Consider the following 18,311-nt stretch of genomic DNA (forward strand, 5'->3'; position numbering starts at 1 on the left):
CATGTTCAATGGTCGTTTGTTGGAAATCGGCAAACTTCAGCTTTATGCCTTGCTTGATGATCGCTTTGCTTGGCATCGCTTTTTCAAGCCTGATCTCTAACTCTGGAAAAAGCCGCGTTTCAATAACTTGCCAGCACTCTTCGTAAGACAGAATATTCTCACTAAAGGTGCGCTCAACGCCGACGCTCTTTCTCTCCCGCTCGACAACAATCTCTCGATTATCGATTCCCTGACTTCGTTTCCATAATGAGTCACCCAATCGACCAAACTGACGCAATAGATCACGATGATCTCTAGATCGGACATCTCTACAGTAAAACAACCCTGCTTTATTCAGTTTTTCTAGCGTGACCTTTCCGACACCAGGCAATTTCCCCAAAGGCAGCCCATCCACAACCTCTTGTACTTTGTGAGGCGGGATGACGCATTGTCCATTGGGTTTGTTCAGATCAGAGGCGACTTTAGCAAGAAACTTAATCGGGGCCACACCAGCCGATGCGGTAAGTTCTAACTCGTCCCAAATGTCCTTACGGATCGCTTCCGCAATTAAGGTGGCTGAACCTTTGCATTGTTTGCAATCAGTCACATCTAGGTACGCCTCATCTAGCGACAGAGGCTCTATTAAAGAGGTATAACGTGAAAAAATCTCGCGTATATGAGCGGATACCTCTTTGTATACCTGCATACGCCCAGGCACAACGAGTAAGTCTGGGCACAATTTAAGAGCTCGAGCTGTTGGCATTGCGCTGTGAAGGCCAAACTTCCTCGCTTCATAATTGCAGGTACTAAGCACGCCTCTTTGCTTTTCATGCCCGCCGACCGCTAAAGGACGGCCTCGGTAATGAGGGTTATCGCGCATTTCTACTGCAGCGTAAAAACAATCCATGTCGATATGGATAATTTTTCTCATCAATCGCCCCACCCAATCACTGTATATAAAAACAGTTTAAGCGATCTTTTGCGTGCATTCTAGATAAGGAACAAAAATAGTTAGCGAAGTATCAATTGTTGATTATTATTAATATAGGGATTAATAATGGAGCATTCATTGAGTAGCAAAATACTTATTGTTGAAGACAGTCGTGCCTTCAGAAATTACTTGTACTCACTGCTCAGTGATGCGGGTTACGATGTCTATACCGCGGAGTCGATTGAAGATGCAAGAACCCTCTTAAATCAAAAACACGATTTCTTGTGCGCTGTTTTAGACTACTGCCTACCAGATGGCCAAGATGGTGAGATAATCGATCTCGTTCTAGATTATCAATACAAAGTGATTGTCCTGACGGCTATGTTCCAAGAAGAGATTCGCGAACGAGTTATTGCTAAAGGGGTGCTCGACTACATACTAAAAGACAGCATGTCATCGGTCTCTTATTTGCTGCCTTTGGTTAACCGTTTGACCAATAATCGAGATCATAGAGCCTTGGTTGTCGATGACTCTAAAGTCGTCCGCAGGCATATTGGCCAGTTGCTGGAAGGACAATACATCAATGTCATTCAAGCTGAAGATGGCCAACAGGCTATTGATGTATTGAAACAAAACCCTGATATCACATTCGTTATTACCGACCATGATATGCCTATTAAAGATGGTATTTCAATGATTCGAGAAATTCGAATTCAGCACGATAAAAACGATCTCGCGATACTCGGCCTATCAGGAAGCGATGATCGCACCATGACCGCACGCTACCTTAAAGCGGGTGCTAACGATTTTCTTCATAAGCCATTCAATCAAGAAGAGTTTTTTTGTCGAGTTCACCAGATACTCGACATGAAAGAAGCCACAGGGAAACTCTACCGCCTCGCGAACGAAGACGCTCTTACAGGGCTTTGGAATCGTCGTTATTTATTCCAACATTTCGATAATAAATCTGAATTTCAGAATATTGCCATGCTGGATATCGATTTCTTTAAAAAGGTCAACGACAACTATGGCCATGACGGCGGCGATGCAGCCCTAGTGACATTGTCTCAGATTCTAAAGCTCTATTTTTCAGATGATGTCGTGGTTCGATTTGGTGGGGAGGAATTTTGCATTCAGTCTAATTCCTCAACGGAAGAATTCATCACACGACTGGAGCACATGAGGAAACGAATTGAAACGACCATTATCCCTCACTTGGATCACCAGATCACTATAACCGTGAGTATTGGTGTATCAAATATAGAGGCCAGCTTAGAAGAGCAGATAAAGCTCGCGGATGACAGGCTTTATCAAGCAAAAGAAAACGGTAGAAACCGAATAGTATCTTAATTTTGAAACAACAAAGCCCACTATCTGGTGGGCTTTGTAATTGATTGGTGCTATTGAACTATAGGCCGATGTTAAGCATACATTTGGGTCGACTGCTATATATTAAGCAATACGATTCTTTTCCCAAGCTGCAAGCTTTTCCGCACGGATAGCGGCTCGCTCTTCACGTTTCTTTCTAGCATCACAGGGTTCAGGGCAATTGCACACTTTATCAATACCCATCGCATCTAAGCCGCCACAACTGCCTTTAACCACTTTACGTTGGAATATGAAACCAACAGCCATTGCTGCAATAACCGATAGAAATACGGCAAAGGTCACTAGGAATGTAGTCATTATCTATTGCTCACTATAATTTTGGTTATATTTCATGTTAAGGCTCTAGTGGCCAACATGTTTGAAATTGGATTATCGATTTACTCGGTTCACTTTAAGTATGACTCAAACGCAGACGAAGTAAACTCTTCAAAACCTGTATCAGTTTTCACTATCATGTAAGTTGGAATATTGTGCTCTTCTGCCACGTCCATGCCCACTTCCTCACCCAGAACCATAAGTCCCGTTGCGAGACCGTCGGCAGTCATAGAAGATGAATCAATAACCGTGACAGAAACAACCTTGTTATCCATTGGTTTACCTGTTGTAGGATTAATAATGTGCGAGTAGCGGATGCCGTCTCGCTCATAATAATTCCTATAGTCACCAGAAGTGGCAATCGCCATGTCACCAGGTTCAACAACCAGCTGAATTGCACGCTCATCTACGCTCGGTTTTTCAATAGCGATACGCCAACGCACACCTTCACGATTGTGGCCTTTCAGGCGCATCTCACCGCCTATTTCTACCATGTAGTTTTCAGCACCAATGGCGTTCATGTATTCGGCCACAACATCAACTCCCCACCCTTTCGCAATTGTTGACAGGTCGACATACAGCGAGGGTAATGTTTTGCTAATTGAGGTTGCAGTGGTTGATAGGTGATGAATGCCGATCATTGCCTTTCGTTCTTGAAGTTCTTCATCGCTTGGAATCGTCTCAGGGCGCGCTTCTGGGCCAAAACCCCACAAGTTAACCAAAGGGCCAACCGTCACATCCAAAGCGCCTAGCGTGAGCTTGTTAAGGCGTATAGCCTCTTGAACCACCAAAGCGGTGTCAGCTGACACTTCAAATGCTTCATTACCCGTGTACTGGTTAAAGCGGCTTAACTCCGAGTCTTTACGATAAGTCGACATTTGATCGTTGACTTGCTCTAGCAAGCGATCAACTTCAACTTGAATCTCACCAGAATCCAGCAGTGAATCAGAATTTATATACTTAATATTATAAGTCGTGCCCATCGTTGGGCCTTTGATATGCACTTGCTCTAAGGGTTTATCACACCCTGTAAGTACAAATAAAAAAGCGAATGCAACAAGCCAATATTTCACCTGTTTACTCCTGTTTTAATTGAGAATTGCGGCTGAAAGAAAATAGAAAAAAGAAAACGGTCTACATATTCTTTTTACTAGAGACTCACATTATCTAAATGTATACACGAAAAATAATGGCTGACTCAATAGAGTCAGCCATTGCTTAACACCTTAAGCGGGATTAACCACCAAAGTCATCAAGTAGGATGTTTTCATCCTCAACACCTAGGTCTTTAAGCATACCAATTACGGCAGCATTCATCATAGGTGGACCACACATGTAGTACTCACAGTCTTCTGGCGCTTCATGATCTTTCAGGTAATTTTCATAAATTACGTTATGAATGAAGCCCGTGTAACCATCCCAGTTATCTTCTGGTAATGGATCAGACAGTGCACAGTGCCATACAAAGTTCTCGTTATCTTCTTGTAGCTTATCGAAATCTTCAATATAGAACATTTCACGCTTAGAACGAGCACCATACCAGTAAGACATCTTACGCTTAGAGTTCAAACGAAGTAATTGGTCAAAGATATGAGAACGCATAGGCGCCATACCTGCACCACCACCGATAAATACCATCTCGTTGTCAGTCTCTTTAGCGAAAAACTCACCAAATGGACCCGAGATTGTACACTTATCACCAGGCTTAAGAGACCAGATGTATGATGACATCACACCTGGTGGCACGTCTGGATTGTTTGGTGGAGGCGTAGCAACACGTACGTTCAGCTTAATCAAGCCTTCCTCTTCTGGATATGAAGCCATAGAGTATGCACGGATTGACGGCTCTTTTACGATTGACTCGTAGCGGAACAGGTTAAACTTGTCCCAGTCACCACGATACTCTTCAGGAATATCGAAGTCAGCGTATTTAATGTGATGCGGTTCAGCTTCAATCTGAATATAACCACCAGCACGGAACGGTACTTCTTCACCATCAGGGATCTTAAGTACCAGTTCTTTAATGAAAGTCGCTTCGTTGTCGTTAGTAAGAACTTCACATTCCCACTTCTTAACACCGAAGATCTCTTCAGGTAGCTCAATATCCATATCAGTTTTCACTGCAACTTGACACGCTAAACGCTCGCCTTCACGGGCTTCACCTTTAGATATGTGATCAAGTTCAGTCGGTAGAATATCACCACCACCAGCTTTCACTTTTACGCGACACTGACCACAAGAGCCACCGCCACCACAAGCTGAAGATACGAAGATCCCCGAACCTGCCATTGCGCTTAATAATTTGTCACCCGGGGAAGTAATAAAGCTCTTCTCAGGATCACCATTAACGGAAATAGTAACGTCACCTGTTGGTACTAGCTTCGATTTGGCAAATAAGATAATTAAAACCAAAGCTAATACAATCAGGGTAAACATCACTACACCAAGGATAATAACTTGCATTGACTATTCCTTTAAAATTGTGTCGTTTACCCGACTTACAGTTGAACACCAGAGAAAGACATAAAGCCTAGCGCCATAAGACCTACAGAGATAAAGGTAATACCTAAACCACGTAATCCTGGTGGGACATCCGAGTACTTCATTTTCTCTCGAAGACCAGCTAATGCGACAATTGCCAGCATCCAACCAATACCTGAACCGAAGCCATAAACGACAGATTCTGCAAAGTTGTAGTCACGAGTTACCATGAAAGATACACCACCAAAGATCGCACAGTTAACGGTGATCAGTGGTAGGAAAATACCAAGGGCGTTGTACAACGGTGGAAAAAATCGGTCTAGTACCATCTCTAAGATCTGTACAAGCGCCGCAATAACACCGATGAATGCTATATAGTTAAGAAAACTAAGGTCGACACCCTCAACTAACGCATTTTCTTTAAGGATATTCGTGTAGACAAGGTTGTTTACAGGTACTGCGATAGTCAATACCACGACCACAGCAACACCTAGACCAAAGGAAGTTTTCACCTTCTTTGATACAGCCAAGAAAGTACACATCCCAAGGAAAAAAGAAAGCGCCATATTCTCGACAAAAATCGATTTAACGAGAAGACTTATATAATGTTCCATAGCTACCTTACTCCTTCGCTTCTATTTGATCAGGTCGAATGATGCGTATAGCCCAAATCATAAAACCAATCAGGAAGAATGCAGATGGTGCTAATAGCATCATGCCATTTGGCTGATACCAACCACCATTGCTGACGAGAGGAAGAATTTCCATACCAAATAGTTTGCCAGAGCCTAGCAACTCTCTGAAGAAAGCCACCGTAAGCAGAACGAAACCATAGCCTAAGCCATTACCAATACCATCGATGAATGAAGGGATTGGCTCTGATTTCATCGCAAATGCTTCAGCACGCCCCATTACGATACAGTTCGTAATGATTAGACCTACAAACACCGATAGCTGTTTAGAAATATCATAGAGGTAAGCTTTTAAAACTTGGTCTACAAGAATAACTAATGAAGCAATAATCGCCATTTGAACGATGATACGTACACTATTGGGAATATGGTTACGGATCACAGAAACAAAGAAGTTAGAAAATGCTGTTACAAACATTACAGCGATTGTCATAACAAAAGCTGTTTCTAACTTAGTGGTCACTGCGAGAGCTGAACACACACCTAGAACTTGAAGCGCAATAGGATTGTTATCCAATACCGGCGCTAAAATACTCTTTTTAACATCTTTAATATCAGACATTAGTTTAGGCCTCCATCACGAACTTTAGCTAGATATGGACCAAAGCCCATGTCACCCAACCAGAAGTCAAATGTGTTTTGTACGCCAATACTCGTTAACGTCGCACCAGAAAGGCCATCAACACCGTGTTCAGACCCAGCAGGAGCTCCACCTTTAATCACTTTAATTGCAGGTTGATTGTTTTCATCGAAAAGTTTCTTACCTTCGAATTGAGCACGCCAAGTTGGGTTTTCTACTTCACCACCAAGCCCAGCAGTTTCACCTTGCTCATAGTAAGTAATACCCGCAACAGTGTTGCCATCAGTCTCAATTGCAACTAATGCGTACATCGTAGACCACAAGCCTTTACCATGAACAGGAATGATGACTTTAGAAAAATCACTTCCATCTTTCACTAAGTAAACAACACCTGTATTCGCACGACGAATAATCTTCGCTTTGTCATCATCAGACGCTAATCGAATAGACTCTTCTGGGTTTTTAGACGCTTTACGTTGATCATAAGACCCCGCATCACCTTCAATGTATTCCCCAGTAGCGAAATCAACCAGTCGAGGTTCAATATTTTGCGCAAACAACTCAGGGATAGAACCATCACCAGTAATACCAGAGACATCAACTATTTTGGTCTGCTTATCTAAAAGTGCATTTGCTTGCTGTTTGTCTTTTAAACCAACAGCGGCAATAGATACTATGATTGAACACACCAAGCTTAATGCGATAACAACAAACAGCGTCTTCTTAATACTATCGTTATTACTTGCCATAACGCGCTAGCCTCCGCTTAATGTTCTTCTCAATAACAACATGGTCAAACAGTGGAGCAAATAGGTTTGCAAATAGAATCGCCAACATCATCCCTTCAGGATAAGCTGGGTTTACAACCCTAATCATCACACACATAGCACCAATCAAAATACCGTATGCCCATTTACCGTTATCGGTAAACGAAGCTGATACTGGGTCTGTTGCCATGAAGAACATACCAAACGCAAAACCACCCAAGACTAGGTGCCAATGCCACGGCATGCTGAATAGAACATTAGTATCAGAACCGATGACGTTGAATAACGTAGACACAGCAACCATACCGATCATCACACCCGCAATGATACGCCATGACGCAATACCCATGTAAACAATCATCGCTGCACCAATCATCAGAGCAAGCGTTGAAACTTCACCAATTGAGCCTGGGATATTACCGATGAACGCATCCATCCAAGTAATCGCTTCACCAGTGATGGTATTCACTAATGAACCTTCACCACCTTGTGCCCATTGACTTAACGCTGTTGCACCAGAGAATCCATCGGCCGCTGTCCAAACAACGTCACCAGAGATTTGAGCAGGGTATGCAAAGAACAAAAATGCACGACCAGCAAGCGCAGGGTTAAGGAAATTACGGCCTGTACCACCAAAGATCTCTTTCGCGACAACAACACCAAAGGTAATACCTAGTGCTGCTTGCCATAGTGGAAGAGTTGGCGGAACGATGAGCGCAAATAAAATAGAAGTCACGAAGAAACCTTCATTAACTTCATGTTTACGCACCATACAGAACAGCACTTCCCAGAAACCACCAACGATGAAGACCGTTGCATAGATTGGTAGGAAGTAAGTGGCGCCGAGAAGCATCTTACTGCCCCAACCGGCCTCAGCACCGAGGGTGCCACCAACCATTTCGGTTAGCCAATAATGCCAGTTACCACTGATCACTGTTGCAAGTTCAGCACCAGAGTACATGTGGTTAAGAGCAGCGATCGCTTGACCACCTGCGTTATACATACCCCAGAACATTGCAGGGAATACAGCGAACCAAACCATGATCATGATACGTTTTAAATCAACGCTATCACGTACATGCGAGCTACGCTTTGTTACTAAACCTGGAGTGTAGAATAGCGTTGCCGCTGCTTCATACAATGCAAACCATTTTTCATGTTTGCCACCAGGCTCAAAATGATGCTCGATGTCTTCAAGAAACTTCTTAAGCATGGGATTAGCCTTCCTTCTCAATCTTATCTAGGCACTCACGGAGCAGTTGACCGTACTCATATTTGCCTGGACATACAAAGGTACACAATGCTAAATCTTCTTCGTCAAGCTCTAGCGCACCAAGACGCTGAGCGCTATCGATGTCACCTGCACACAGGTCACGAAGTAGCAGTGTTGGTTCCATATCTAAAGGCAGCACTTTTTCATAGTTGCCGATTGGAACCATTGCACGATCACTACCATTAGTCGTTGTTGTCATATTGAACAACTGACCTTTGAATATGTGACCTAAGAAAGTACGAGTTACAGAGAACTTATTTTTACCAGGCATTGCCCAACCAAATAAATCCTTCTCGCGTCCTTCGCGCAACGCAGAAACTTGAACGTGATAACGTCCTAAATATGCGTGTGGGCCGGTCGCGTGCGTACCAGTAAGAACAGAGCCAGAAATCACTCGAACTTCACCTGGAATTAACTCGTTATCCGCTATATCTTGAACACTAGCACCGAGAATGGTGCGAATAAGACGTGGGTTATTCACTACTGGGCCAGCTAGAGAAACAACACGATCTGTGTATAGCTCACCAGTTAGGAATAATTTACCAAACGCAATAACGTCTTGGTAATTGATACTCCACGCAATATTTTCAGAGTTCACAGGGAAAAGATGATGCATGTGAGTACCAACTAACCCAGAAGGGTGTGGTCCATCAAAAACATGCTCAGTAACGTTTGTTTGTGAAGAGCGAGGAAGACTTGTTCCTGCTTTACAAACATACACACTGCCATCTGTCAGATTAGAAAGGATATCAAGACCAGCAATGAACGCATCTGATTGTTCATTGATAATAACTTCAGGCTGCGCTGCTAGTGGATTTGTATCCATTGCAGTCACAAAAATTGCCTGTGTTTTAGACTTGATAGCTGGAACCTTGCTAAACGGTCGAGTACGTAAAGCTGTCCAAAGACCTGAATCTACAAGCTGAGTTTCAATCGCATCACGACCTAAACCTGCTAGTTGATTGGCTTCAAACTTATCAAAAGTAACCTGTTCATCGCCTGACACTTCAATCACAACAGATTGAAGTACACGCTTTGCACCACGATTAACTTCGATAACTTTACCGCTTGCTGGAGAAGTAAACTTCACGCCTGGATTCTTTTTGTCTTCAAAAAGAATTTGAGCTTTCTTTACTTCATCGCCTACACGAACATGCATCGTAGGACGCATACCAACATACTCTTCGCCAAGCAAGGCGACTTTACTGATGGTTTTGCCATCATTAATCACCTGGGATGGAGCTCCTGCGATCGGCAGGTCCAAACCCTTTTTTATTGTAATCATACGCACTTGCACTACTTTATCGGGAAAAAGATTCTTTTAATTGCGTAACTTTTAGACACGACATATGTGTCCGGTTCTGGCTACATTCCAAAGACCAGAATCGCAACATCCTATTAATATACTCATCACAGAGCTGTAATGAGGTTTACTAAGTACATTAGTGTAACATTTTTTCGAAACTTGATTCTATGACCAATAACTTGATTACTGATTTTATTTCAGAGGTTTTGGTACACAAAGGGATCTTCGTCGCTTAATCGAAGAAATAACGCTCAATATTCAATCAGATACTACCTTGGAGGTATTCCAAACGTTCACATCTATTAACAAATGTAAACATTTAAACTCAATCTACAATTTGTTGTCACAGTGTTAAGCTTGAACATAATTCTAGCCCTCTCTGTGCTGTTTGCGTGACTTTTTGTCTACTTTTTGTTCCCGCCCATACACATCGGGCTATCAGGAGAAGTTTTATGCTCTTGCTGCCACTCCTCTGGCGTGTAGGTGTGAATAGCTAAAGCATGAATTTGGGTGGCTAACTCTTCAGCAAAAAGTGTATTGACTGCCCTATGCCTTGCAATCAAACGCTTACTTTCGAACTCTTCACTTACAATTGTGACTTTAAAGTGACTTTCTGAACCTTTAGGTACGTAGTGCATGTAACTTTCGTTGACCACTTCCATATAAACAGGAGAAAAAGTCTCTTGTATTTTCGACTCTAATATTTCTTTAAGCATTTTAATTCCTTACATCAATATGACTCAGCCACATCCATTAAAGTGATAATTTCCCACTAGAAAAGAGCGCAACATCAGGATTTACTGCGCTCATATTAACGCTCACGTGCGTTGGGTAAAAGGTTTTAGTTTCTTGTTAGCGATCCATTTGCGACAATAACCAAAGAATGATTTCAATATTAATGCCGGCTATGAAAACAGAACTGATACTGCACGACCGTTCACTAGAACTACTCCGCTTTCCAGAGAAAAGTGGTGAAACACTACAAGCTTGGGACGCAGGAGATGAGTACCTCATCAATCATGTAGAAGAAATGGCCTTGCCAGACGGTAAGAACATTCTAATCTTGAACGACCATTTTGGTGCTCTATCTTGCTGGTTCAGTCAAAATCATCATGTCACCATGATGACGGATTCGTTTATCTCGACTCAAGGAACACGCCTCAATCTAGAAAGAAATGGAAGCCCTGACATTACACTCTTGAAAAGTACTGAAGCGATTCCAGCGAGTATTGATTTAGTACTTATCCAATTGCCTAAGAGCAATCGTTACCTTACTTGGCAACTTGCTCAGCTGCGTGATGCTTTGGCCCCTAGTATCCCCATCATAGCCGTCAATAAGGCTAAAGAGATACACAGTTCAACACTCAAAATTTTCGAAAAGTACCTGGGTAACACCACAACATCATTGGCATGGAAAAAACACAGGCTGATCTTTTCTCAGCCAGACTGCCAACCTATTTACCCTGTTGAGCCAACAACTCATTGGGATGTTGAAAAAGAAAACATGACATTAGGTAACCTGGCCAACGTCTATTCAGGAGAATCTCTAGATTTAGGTGCACGTCTAATGCTCGAACATATTCCAAGCAATCCTGATTACCAACACATCATCGATCTTGGTTGCGGAAACGGTGTACTTTCTGTAAAGGCTGCTCGACTCAACCCAAATGCAAAAATAACGTGTGTTGACGAAAGCTATATGGCGGTTAAGTCAGCTCGAGAAAATCTTAGGAACAACCTCGATGACGATAGCAATGTTGAGTGCGTTGCTAACAACTGCTTAGATGACTTTGAAGGTCAGCAAGCTTCATTAATTTTGTGCAATCCCCCTTTTCATCAGCAGCAAGCTATTACAGATCATATCGCTTGGCAGATGTTCTGTGATGCAAAGCAAGTTCTAGCCAAGGGTGGTCAATTAATAGTTATCGGAAACCGACACCTCGGCTACGATGGTAAATTAACAAGATTGTTTAGTAACAACCAAGTAAAGGGCATCGCTTCCAATAAGAAGTTTGTTATTTTACAAGCGACTAAATAGTTCACTATTATCACTAAACGTTATTTCAACTCGAGTTGAGAATATATAAAGGAATACATAATGAGAAAACTGGTTCTAGCAGCTTCAGTGGCACTACTTTCAGCATGTTCTGCTCCACAGCAAGAACAGATTAACTTTATGCCTAAAGCAGCACTTAGTAGCAGCGATCTTGTACAAGGGTCTACCTATACCCTAACGAGTAAAGATATTCGTTCAGCGCAATATGTTGCACTCGTTGATAGTGGACGTTCTAACATCGAACCAATTCACGCAAAGCAAAATGTTCGTATTGCATTGGAAAATGTATTTGCAGACCAGTTCGCATCTCAAGGTTTTCAGAATACAGTAAATAGTGAAAACAGCGTTGAGGTAGAGATACAAGAAGCGCTCGTGACCATCAAGCATACCGTAATGGAAAATGAGATCGACGGTCGAGTCACTATTGAAGTAACAGCAGAGACTCCAAAAGGAAAACTTGTAAAAACCTACAAGGGTAATGCTTCTAAGTCAGGCCTACTCAGCGCGTCAAATGAAGAAATTGAAATGGTATTGAATGACATCGTGAATCTCGTTCTTAAAGAGATTTCGAATGACAGCGAGCTTAAAAATTACATGCAGGAGCGTTTCTAATGATTCGCGCAATTTTCGTCTCTCTCATCCTTTTTAGCTGCAGCGTCTTTGCATCACCTAAGGTTTTGGTTGAAACAAACCTAGGCCCTTTTACAATTGAGTTGAACCAAGAGCAAGCGCCAATCTCAGTAGAGAACTTCCTCAAGTATGTTGAAGATAGAAGCTACATTGGCAGCATATTCCATCGTGTGATCCCAAATTTCATGGCGCAAGGTGGTGGCTTTGATGAACAAATGAATCGTTTGAATACGCTTCCTGCAATACGCAATGAAGCTTCAAACGGTTTAGAAAACAAAACAGCCACCATTGCAATGGCACGAACGCCAAACCCAGATTCAGCAACACGACAATTCTTCATCAACCTACAAGACAACCCTCACTTAAACATGAGTGCTCGTGATGCAGGTTACGCCGTTTTTGGTGAAGTGACTCAAGGGTTTGAAGTCATACAGGCGATGGCTAGCGTACCAACAAAGAGAATGGGCGGTATGCAAAACGTTCCCGCTGACCCTATCATTATCACCAATATCACTCTTCTTAAATAGCTTTCGGGACCCTAGATTCTAGGGTCTTTTTACAAGGATACGTTTATGTCATTGAATACCCAATCTCCCACTTGGCTTGAGACCCTACGCAGTTATTTAGATAAAAGGCTGATGTGGGTGTTCATGCTGGGTTGTTCAAGTGGGTTTCCTTGGGTATTGATTGGCTCAAACATGTCAGGTTGGCTTAAAGATGCCGGGCTTACTCGAGCAGCTATAGGCTACTTCGGCAGTGTTTTCGCGGTTTACGCAATAAACTTCCTTTGGGCACCGTTAGTCGATCGCGTTAAATTGCCTATTTTGCATGCCATTTTAGGCCAACGTCGAAGCTGGATCTTCTTCTGTCAATCCATCGTATTGGTGTTGACTCTCTTTATCGCCGGTGTCAATCCAGCCGATGACTTAATGTTTACCTCAATGCTCGCACTGGGCATCGCGACGGCGTCCGCAACGCAAGATATCGCGATTGATGCGTTTCGTATCGATACTTTCCCGAAATCAGAATCGAGTAAACTGCCGCAGGCTTCAGCGATGGCTGTTATCGGTTGGTGGACTGGATACTCACTGCCCGGCTATGTCGCCTTTATCAATGCAGACAGTATGGGGTGGAACGGTGTTTATTATGGGATGGCTGGCTTTGTAGCCCTATTAATGCTCTTCACCTTGCTTGTCGGTGAGCCAGTCACTCAACGCGAAGCCTTACAAAAACAGGCCGAAGATCGGCACAGTAAAGTGGTTGGTTCAAGATTTGCGGCGTGGTTTAGTGTCACCGTCGCAGAACCCTTCTTAGATTTTTTCAAACGCAATGGCGTTCAAGTTGCCATTACGCTATTGCTGTTCGTTTTCCTCTTTAAAATTGGTGAAGCATTCTTAGGTCGAATGTCCATCACCTTCTATAAAGAAGTCGGTTTTAGTAATGAACAAATAGGCCACTATTCCAAGTTGATTGGTTGGGGAGCAACGATTGTATTTACGCTTGTCGGCAGCATGTTCAACGTTAAGTTCGGTATTGTGCGTGGTTTGATGATTGGTGGCATAGCAATGGCAGCCAGTAATTTGATGTTTGCATGGATAGCGAAAGTGGGGCCAAACGAGCATCTATTCTTAGCAACCATTTTGGTGGATAACTTTACAACGGCATTCTCAACGGTCGCTTTTGTTTCGTTCTTGACCATTCTGACTGGCGAAGCCTTTTCAGCGACACAATATGCCCTGCTTGCTTCACTAGGAAACTTTGGCCGCACTACGCTGGCATCCTTTAGCGGCGAATTGGCTGACTTCCTCAATGATTGGTCAACATTCTTCATTGTCACTGCGGTAATGGTCATACCGAGCTTAATTATGCTTTACTCTCTTCGCCATTACTTTAATCGACTACTCGAAAAAGCCAAAACGAACCATTGATCCAATAAAAAATCGAACAATAAGGGCACTCTTGGAGCTGCCCTTTCTTTTACACCCCTCAAATCAAGTCGATCAATATCACAAAAATTAAGTAACATTTCCTTTACCTTTCATGAAAACCCATGTTAACCGAATAAGTTGGTTAATCGATGAACAATAAAACGATACACAAACGATCACTTATAGACTCTGATCACATAAAAATGAAACATTATGAAAAATTTGATAAGTTCATTTTCTCATCTTATTTATGTGACATTGATCACTAAATATTTGCAACGCAATCGTTTGTCTCTCTTTTATTTTTGAATTAAGTCGCTATCATGCGCTGCATTGAAACAAGCTTTGCAAGAAGGACTATTCTTCCACAAAGTCTGTTTCTTCGAATTAACTAACATAGAGAGTACTTTTCATGCGCAAATCACTTTTAGCTCTTACAGTAATCGCAGCAGCTACAGCTGTACCAGCACAAGCAGAATACCTATACGGTTGGGGTGACGTTAGTGTTAACTACCTTGACTGGTCAAAAGGTACTGAAGAGCGCAATGGCGGCTTCAAAAACGATTTCACGTTCCTAGAGCTTGAAGGCGGTGCTGGCTTTACTTGGGGTGAACTATACGGCTTTGCTGATTTTGAATTCCAAGACGGCAACCCAGGTGGCGCAAGCAGCGGCATGGCAATGTCGACTAAAGGTACTATCGCAGTTAAAACCGGCCTAAAAGAGCTGCGTTTTTATGCACAAACATACTCAACAGAGAACCAAGGTTTCCACGCTCGTAACACAGTAGGTGGTATTTCTTACGCTCTATCTGGTGACGCATGGTTCTTCAACCCATTCATCGGTCTTCACTACACAAATACAGTTGGCTTTGCTGACCTAAACGGTGGAATGGCTGGTTGGGTTGGTGGCTACAACTTTAACCTAGGTGAGCAAAAGTTCAGCATCTCTAACTGGCACGAGACTGAGTTTGGTCGTAAAGATGAGTACCTTGCAACTAACGGCGAAACTGACGACCTTTCTTACAATGGTGCTTTAGCAGCATGGTGGCACGTGACTTCTGAAGTAAGTACTGGTGTTCAATACCGTTACGCGCACAACAAACTAGGTCAAGCTAAGACTGACAACGCAATCATCTACACTGTTAAGTACAACTTCTAATAGTTGCTCTAATTTAGATGATGAAATGGCGCTTTATAGCGCCATTTTTTATACCCGCTCCATAATTTATATTGATTTCCTTCACTGGCCTATTATCCTTGCAACACGCTATGTAATAGAGGCTTTAAAGTGAATATTGTCGTACTTGGTCCCGGTGCAATCGGCTCTCTCTGGGCATCTCACCTTAGTACCGCCGGACATAATGTTTCTTTGTGGGCAAGAAGCAGCGAAGCTTCGCTCTCTATTCAATTGGATAACGGCCAAGGGCAAAGCTTCCTCAACCAAAACAAGCATGCTCTCGAACAAGCAGATCTCTTACTTGTTACCGTTAAAGCATGGCAAGTTGAGAACGCTTTAACCCCTCTGCTCCCATCCATCAATAGCGACTGCATTCTTCTTTTCATGCACAACGGCATGGGCGCTGTTGACCCACTGCGCGATCGATTACAGGCCTACCCAGTATTGTTAGCCACCACCACCCATGGGGCATTGAGAACAGGTTCAACTAAGCTTCATCACACAGGTAAAGGGACGACACAAATTGGTGCATACAATGCCCAGGGTGAAAAGTGTGAATTCATGGTTGATGTTCTTAGCCATTCGCTGCCGCAAGTGAGTTGGAACCCGCATATCAAGACAGCACTTTGGCAAAAGCTTGCGATCAACTGCGCTATTAATCCATTAACAGCGCTGCACCAATGTAGAAATGGTGATCTTGCCGAAAAGCAGTATCAACAAAAACTCGATGCTATTATCAAAGAGGTCTGCTTGGTTATGGTTGCCGAGGGGGTCAATACATTAGCGAACGAACTGCTTTTCACGGTTCATCAGGTGATCACCGCGACTGCGAGAAATTTTTCTTCGATGCACCAGGATATCTTCAACCAAAGGCCGTCAGAGATAGATTTTATTACCGGCTACTTAATAGAAACCGCCAAACACCACAAAATTGCCACGCCTGAGAATGAAGCACTTTATCAGGCCATTAAACAGATCGAATCAAGTTGGAATACACATGACTAAGAAGATACTGGTACCAATTGCGCCAGGCACAGAAGAAATGGAAGCCGTCACAATCATTGATATTATGGTTCGAGCGGGTTATGACGTCGTGGTTGCGAGTGCTGATTATGCCGGAAAGTTGACGATGAAAGCCTCACGCGGTGTCACTCTTACCGCGGACTGCCGTTTAGTCGACATTGCTGACGATGAGTTTGATGCTGTTATTCTTTCTGGCGGTGTCGCTGGTGCCGAAGTCTTCCGAGATAGCCCTATCTTGATGGAGATAGTCAAGCAGCATAAGTACGATGATAAGCTTATTGCCGCGATTTGCGCTGCGCCTGCCCTCGTTCTTCAGCACCATGAACTTTACCCAACCGCTCTAATGACATGTCACCCTAGCTTTCAAGACCTCATTGAAGAGCCGTATTTACGCCAGAAACGCGTCACCATAGACGTCAATCACAACCTCATTACAAGCCAAGGGCCAGGCACAGCCCTTGAATTCGCGATTGAAATCATTATTCACTTATCAGGAAAAGCATTTGCTTGGAGCGTGGCAGAGCCGTTAGTGCCACTGCCTACGCTTCATTACTTTAAGCTGGGAAATGAACATGCTTGATATCAATACGGTTAGAGCACAATTTCCAGCGTTATCTCAGCAGGTGAATGGGGAACCTTTAGTTTATCTCGATAGCGCAGCCACCACTCAAAAACCACAGATTGTGATTGATGCCATTAGCCAGTATTACAGTACTCAAAATGCCAATGTTCACCGTGGAAGTCATAGCTTAACCGCGCACGCAACCAATCAATTTGAACATGCTAGAGACACCGTGGCCAAGTTAATAGGCGCAGAAAGTACCAAAGAAATCATTTGGACACGCGGGGCAACAGAAGCGCTCAACCTTATCGCTCAAACTTACGCTCGCTCCAACTTACAAGAAGGGGATGAAATCCTCATCAGTGAGATGGAACATCACGCCAATATCGTTCCGTGGCAGATTGTGGCGAAACAAACCGGTGCTAAAGTCGTCAAAGTGCCAATGACAAACGACTGTCATTTTGATGAGTTGGCTTTTGACTCTCTGCTATCTCAGCGAACAAAAATAGTGGCTTTAGCGCATATTACTAATGTCACGGGATCAAGACAGCCCATAGAATCCGTCATCAACAAAGCTCATCAGGTTGGCGCTATTGTCGTGGTCGACGGCGCTCAAGGCATCGTGCATGAGCAACTGAACATGGCCAAATTGGGCGCTGATTTCTACGTGTTCTCAGGACATAAACTCTACGCGCCAGCGGGGATAGGCGTACTGTATGGGCGACTCGATCTTCTTGAATCAATGCCGCCATGGCACGGTGGTGGAAAAATGGTTGAGCGAGTGTCTTTTGATAAAACGACGTTTTCAGATCTTCCCGGTAAGTTTGAAGCCGGAACGCCAAACGTGGCAGGGGCGATAGCATTAGGCCAAGCGATTGATTGGTATCAAAGCCATGCTCTACAAGAGATAGAAGATCACATCGCTCAGTTGCAGCATATGACTTATCAAGCATTAAACCAAATAGAAGACGTACAAATCCTTGGATACCAAGCAGGCAGCAGTGTGATTACCTTTATCATTGAGGGTGTTCATCACCAAGACATTGCCACACTGCTCGACCAACAAGGCGTAGCAGTAAGATCCGGACATCATTGCGCTCACCCTCTAATGGATGCACTAGGAATTGATGGGAGCGTTCGAATCTCTTTCGGGATTTACAACAACGCGGAAGACGTTGAGCGGCTGATCAGTGCGATTGAAAAAGCGGTCGATATTCTATAG

At 43.3% G+C, this 18,311-nt stretch carries 19 protein-coding genes; 9 read left to right on the forward strand and 10 right to left on the reverse strand.

Annotated elements, in window-relative coordinates; translation table 11 throughout:
- On the reverse strand, nucleotides 1-910 hold a 910-nt coding region (gene dinB / locus BCU12_RS19255; RefSeq protein WP_198599386.1), incomplete at its 3' end, for a DNA polymerase IV.
- 138 nt (nucleotides 911-1,048) lie between these two features.
- On the opposite strand from dinB, the gene BCU12_RS19260 reads away from it, so the two are divergent.
- Nucleotides 1,049-2,260, forward strand: a complete 1,212-nt coding sequence (locus tag BCU12_RS19260) for a response regulator (protein ID WP_102405920.1) — start codon at nucleotides 1,049-1,051, stop codon at nucleotides 2,258-2,260.
- A 102-nt stretch (nucleotides 2,261-2,362) separates the two neighbouring features.
- Here BCU12_RS19260 and nqrM read toward each other — a convergent pair whose 3' ends face one another.
- From nqrM to BCU12_RS19305, 9 genes are all read right to left on the reverse strand, one after another.
- The gene (gene nqrM / locus BCU12_RS19265; RefSeq protein ID WP_102405870.1) at nucleotides 2,363-2,596 is read right to left on the reverse strand and encodes a (Na+)-NQR maturation NqrM; all 234 of its coding nucleotides are present in this window, start codon (nucleotides 2,594-2,596) and stop codon (nucleotides 2,363-2,365) included.
- An 89-nt stretch (nucleotides 2,597-2,685) separates the two neighbouring features.
- Nucleotides 2,686-3,687, reverse strand: coding sequence for an FAD:protein FMN transferase (locus BCU12_RS19270; RefSeq protein WP_102405871.1), 1,002 nt, complete (start codon nucleotides 3,685-3,687; stop codon nucleotides 2,686-2,688).
- Between the two features lie 163 nt (nucleotides 3,688-3,850).
- Complete coding sequence (gene nqrF / locus BCU12_RS19275; RefSeq protein ID WP_102405872.1) at nucleotides 3,851-5,077, reverse strand: NADH:ubiquinone reductase (Na(+)-transporting) subunit F; 1,227 nt, start codon at nucleotides 5,075-5,077, stop codon at nucleotides 3,851-3,853.
- A gap of 35 nt (nucleotides 5,078-5,112) precedes the next feature.
- A complete protein-coding gene (gene nqrE, locus BCU12_RS19280) occupies nucleotides 5,113-5,709 on the reverse strand; it encodes an NADH:ubiquinone reductase (Na(+)-transporting) subunit E (RefSeq protein WP_102405873.1) in 597 nt (198 codons plus the stop codon).
- Nucleotides 5,710-5,716: 7 nt separating this feature from the next.
- On the reverse strand, nucleotides 5,717-6,349 hold the full coding sequence (locus BCU12_RS19285; RefSeq protein ID WP_102405874.1) for an NADH:ubiquinone reductase (Na(+)-transporting) subunit D: 633 nt from the start codon (nucleotides 6,347-6,349) through the stop codon (nucleotides 5,717-5,719).
- Entirely contained in the window at nucleotides 6,349-7,116 is a 768-nt protein-coding gene (locus tag BCU12_RS19290; protein WP_102405875.1) for a Na(+)-translocating NADH-quinone reductase subunit C, read from the reverse strand. Before BCU12_RS19290 ends, BCU12_RS19285 begins: the two co-directional genes overlap by 1 nt.
- Nucleotides 7,106-8,347 carry an NADH:ubiquinone reductase (Na(+)-transporting) subunit B gene (locus BCU12_RS19295; protein ID WP_102405876.1) on the reverse strand — a complete coding sequence of 414 codons (1,242 nt, stop codon included), beginning with the start codon at nucleotides 8,345-8,347 and terminating at the stop codon, nucleotides 7,106-7,108. Before BCU12_RS19295 ends, BCU12_RS19290 begins: the two co-directional genes overlap by 11 nt.
- A 4-nt stretch (nucleotides 8,348-8,351) precedes the next feature.
- Nucleotides 8,352-9,692 carry a Na(+)-translocating NADH-quinone reductase subunit A gene (locus tag BCU12_RS19300; RefSeq protein ID WP_102405877.1) on the reverse strand — a complete coding sequence of 447 codons (1,341 nt, stop codon included), beginning with the start codon at nucleotides 9,690-9,692 and terminating at the stop codon, nucleotides 8,352-8,354.
- 425 nt (nucleotides 9,693-10,117) lie between these two features.
- Nucleotides 10,118-10,429, reverse strand: coding sequence for a BolA/IbaG family iron-sulfur metabolism protein (locus tag BCU12_RS19305; RefSeq protein ID WP_102405878.1), 312 nt, complete (start codon nucleotides 10,427-10,429; stop codon nucleotides 10,118-10,120).
- Between the two features lie 191 nt (nucleotides 10,430-10,620).
- On the opposite strand from BCU12_RS19305, the gene BCU12_RS19310 reads away from it, so the two are divergent.
- From BCU12_RS19310 to csdA, 8 genes are all read left to right on the forward strand, one after another.
- On the forward strand, nucleotides 10,621-11,751 hold the full coding sequence (locus BCU12_RS19310) for a methyltransferase (RefSeq protein ID WP_198599387.1): 1,131 nt from the start codon (nucleotides 10,621-10,623) through the stop codon (nucleotides 11,749-11,751).
- A gap of 60 nt (nucleotides 11,752-11,811) precedes the next feature.
- Nucleotides 11,812-12,381 carry a YajG family lipoprotein gene (locus tag BCU12_RS19315; protein ID WP_102405880.1) on the forward strand — a complete coding sequence of 190 codons (570 nt, stop codon included), beginning with the start codon at nucleotides 11,812-11,814 and terminating at the stop codon, nucleotides 12,379-12,381.
- Complete coding sequence (locus BCU12_RS19320) at nucleotides 12,381-12,926, forward strand: peptidylprolyl isomerase (protein WP_102405881.1); 546 nt, start codon at nucleotides 12,381-12,383, stop codon at nucleotides 12,924-12,926. Before BCU12_RS19315 ends, BCU12_RS19320 begins: the two co-directional genes overlap by 1 nt.
- A 45-nt stretch (nucleotides 12,927-12,971) precedes the next feature.
- Nucleotides 12,972-14,327 (forward strand): MFS transporter, encoded by a 1,356-nt coding sequence (locus tag BCU12_RS19325; RefSeq protein ID WP_102405882.1) that lies wholly within the window; start codon nucleotides 12,972-12,974, stop codon nucleotides 14,325-14,327.
- Nucleotides 14,328-14,739: 412 nt separating this feature from the next.
- On the forward strand, nucleotides 14,740-15,486 hold the full coding sequence (locus tag BCU12_RS19330; RefSeq protein WP_102405883.1) for an outer membrane protein OmpK: 747 nt from the start codon (nucleotides 14,740-14,742) through the stop codon (nucleotides 15,484-15,486).
- Nucleotides 15,487-15,615: 129 nt separating this feature from the next.
- Entirely contained in the window at nucleotides 15,616-16,509 is an 894-nt protein-coding gene (panE, locus tag BCU12_RS19335; protein WP_102405884.1) for a 2-dehydropantoate 2-reductase, read from the forward strand.
- Entirely contained in the window at nucleotides 16,502-17,107 is a 606-nt protein-coding gene (locus BCU12_RS19340; protein ID WP_102405885.1) for a DJ-1 family glyoxalase III, read from the forward strand. The genes panE and BCU12_RS19340 overlap by 8 nt, the downstream gene beginning before the upstream one ends.
- On the forward strand, nucleotides 17,100-18,311 hold the full coding sequence (gene csdA / locus BCU12_RS19345) for a cysteine desulfurase CsdA (RefSeq protein WP_102405886.1): 1,212 nt from the start codon (nucleotides 17,100-17,102) through the stop codon (nucleotides 18,309-18,311). The genes BCU12_RS19340 and csdA overlap by 8 nt, the downstream gene beginning before the upstream one ends.

Source organism: Vibrio sp. 10N.261.55.A7, assembly GCF_002877365.1.
Lineage (GTDB): Bacteria > Pseudomonadota > Gammaproteobacteria > Enterobacterales > Vibrionaceae > Vibrio.

Coding starts and splice junctions, on each gene's coding strand:
- BCU12_RS19285 (WP_102405874.1), bottom strand. CDS start 6,349: ATGTCTGATATTAAAGATGTTAAAAAGAGTATTTTAGCGCCGGTATTG.
- BCU12_RS19295 (WP_102405876.1), bottom strand. CDS start 8,347: ATGCTTAAGAAGTTTCTTGAAGACATCGAGCATCATTTTGAGCCTGGT.
- BCU12_RS19310 (WP_198599387.1), top strand. CDS start 10,621: ATGAAAACAGAACTGATACTGCACGACCGTTCACTAGAACTACTCCGC.
- BCU12_RS19290 (WP_102405875.1), bottom strand. CDS start 7,116: ATGGCAAGTAATAACGATAGTATTAAGAAGACGCTGTTTGTTGTTATC.
- nqrM (WP_102405870.1), bottom strand. CDS start 2,596: ATGACTACATTCCTAGTGACCTTTGCCGTATTTCTATCGGTTATTGCA.
- BCU12_RS19300 (WP_102405877.1), bottom strand. CDS start 9,692: ATGATTACAATAAAAAAGGGTTTGGACCTGCCGATCGCAGGAGCTCCA.
- nqrF (WP_102405872.1), bottom strand. CDS start 5,077: ATGCAAGTTATTATCCTTGGTGTAGTGATGTTTACCCTGATTGTATTA.
- BCU12_RS19325 (WP_102405882.1), top strand. CDS start 12,972: ATGTCATTGAATACCCAATCTCCCACTTGGCTTGAGACCCTACGCAGT.
- csdA (WP_102405886.1), top strand. CDS start 17,100: ATGCTTGATATCAATACGGTTAGAGCACAATTTCCAGCGTTATCTCAG.
- BCU12_RS19330 (WP_102405883.1), top strand. CDS start 14,740: ATGCGCAAATCACTTTTAGCTCTTACAGTAATCGCAGCAGCTACAGCT.
- BCU12_RS19320 (WP_102405881.1), top strand. CDS start 12,381: ATGATTCGCGCAATTTTCGTCTCTCTCATCCTTTTTAGCTGCAGCGTC.
- BCU12_RS19340 (WP_102405885.1), top strand. CDS start 16,502: ATGACTAAGAAGATACTGGTACCAATTGCGCCAGGCACAGAAGAAATG.
- nqrE (WP_102405873.1), bottom strand. CDS start 5,709: ATGGAACATTATATAAGTCTTCTCGTTAAATCGATTTTTGTCGAGAAT.
- BCU12_RS19315 (WP_102405880.1), top strand. CDS start 11,812: ATGAGAAAACTGGTTCTAGCAGCTTCAGTGGCACTACTTTCAGCATGT.
- BCU12_RS19305 (WP_102405878.1), bottom strand. CDS start 10,429: ATGCTTAAAGAAATATTAGAGTCGAAAATACAAGAGACTTTTTCTCCT.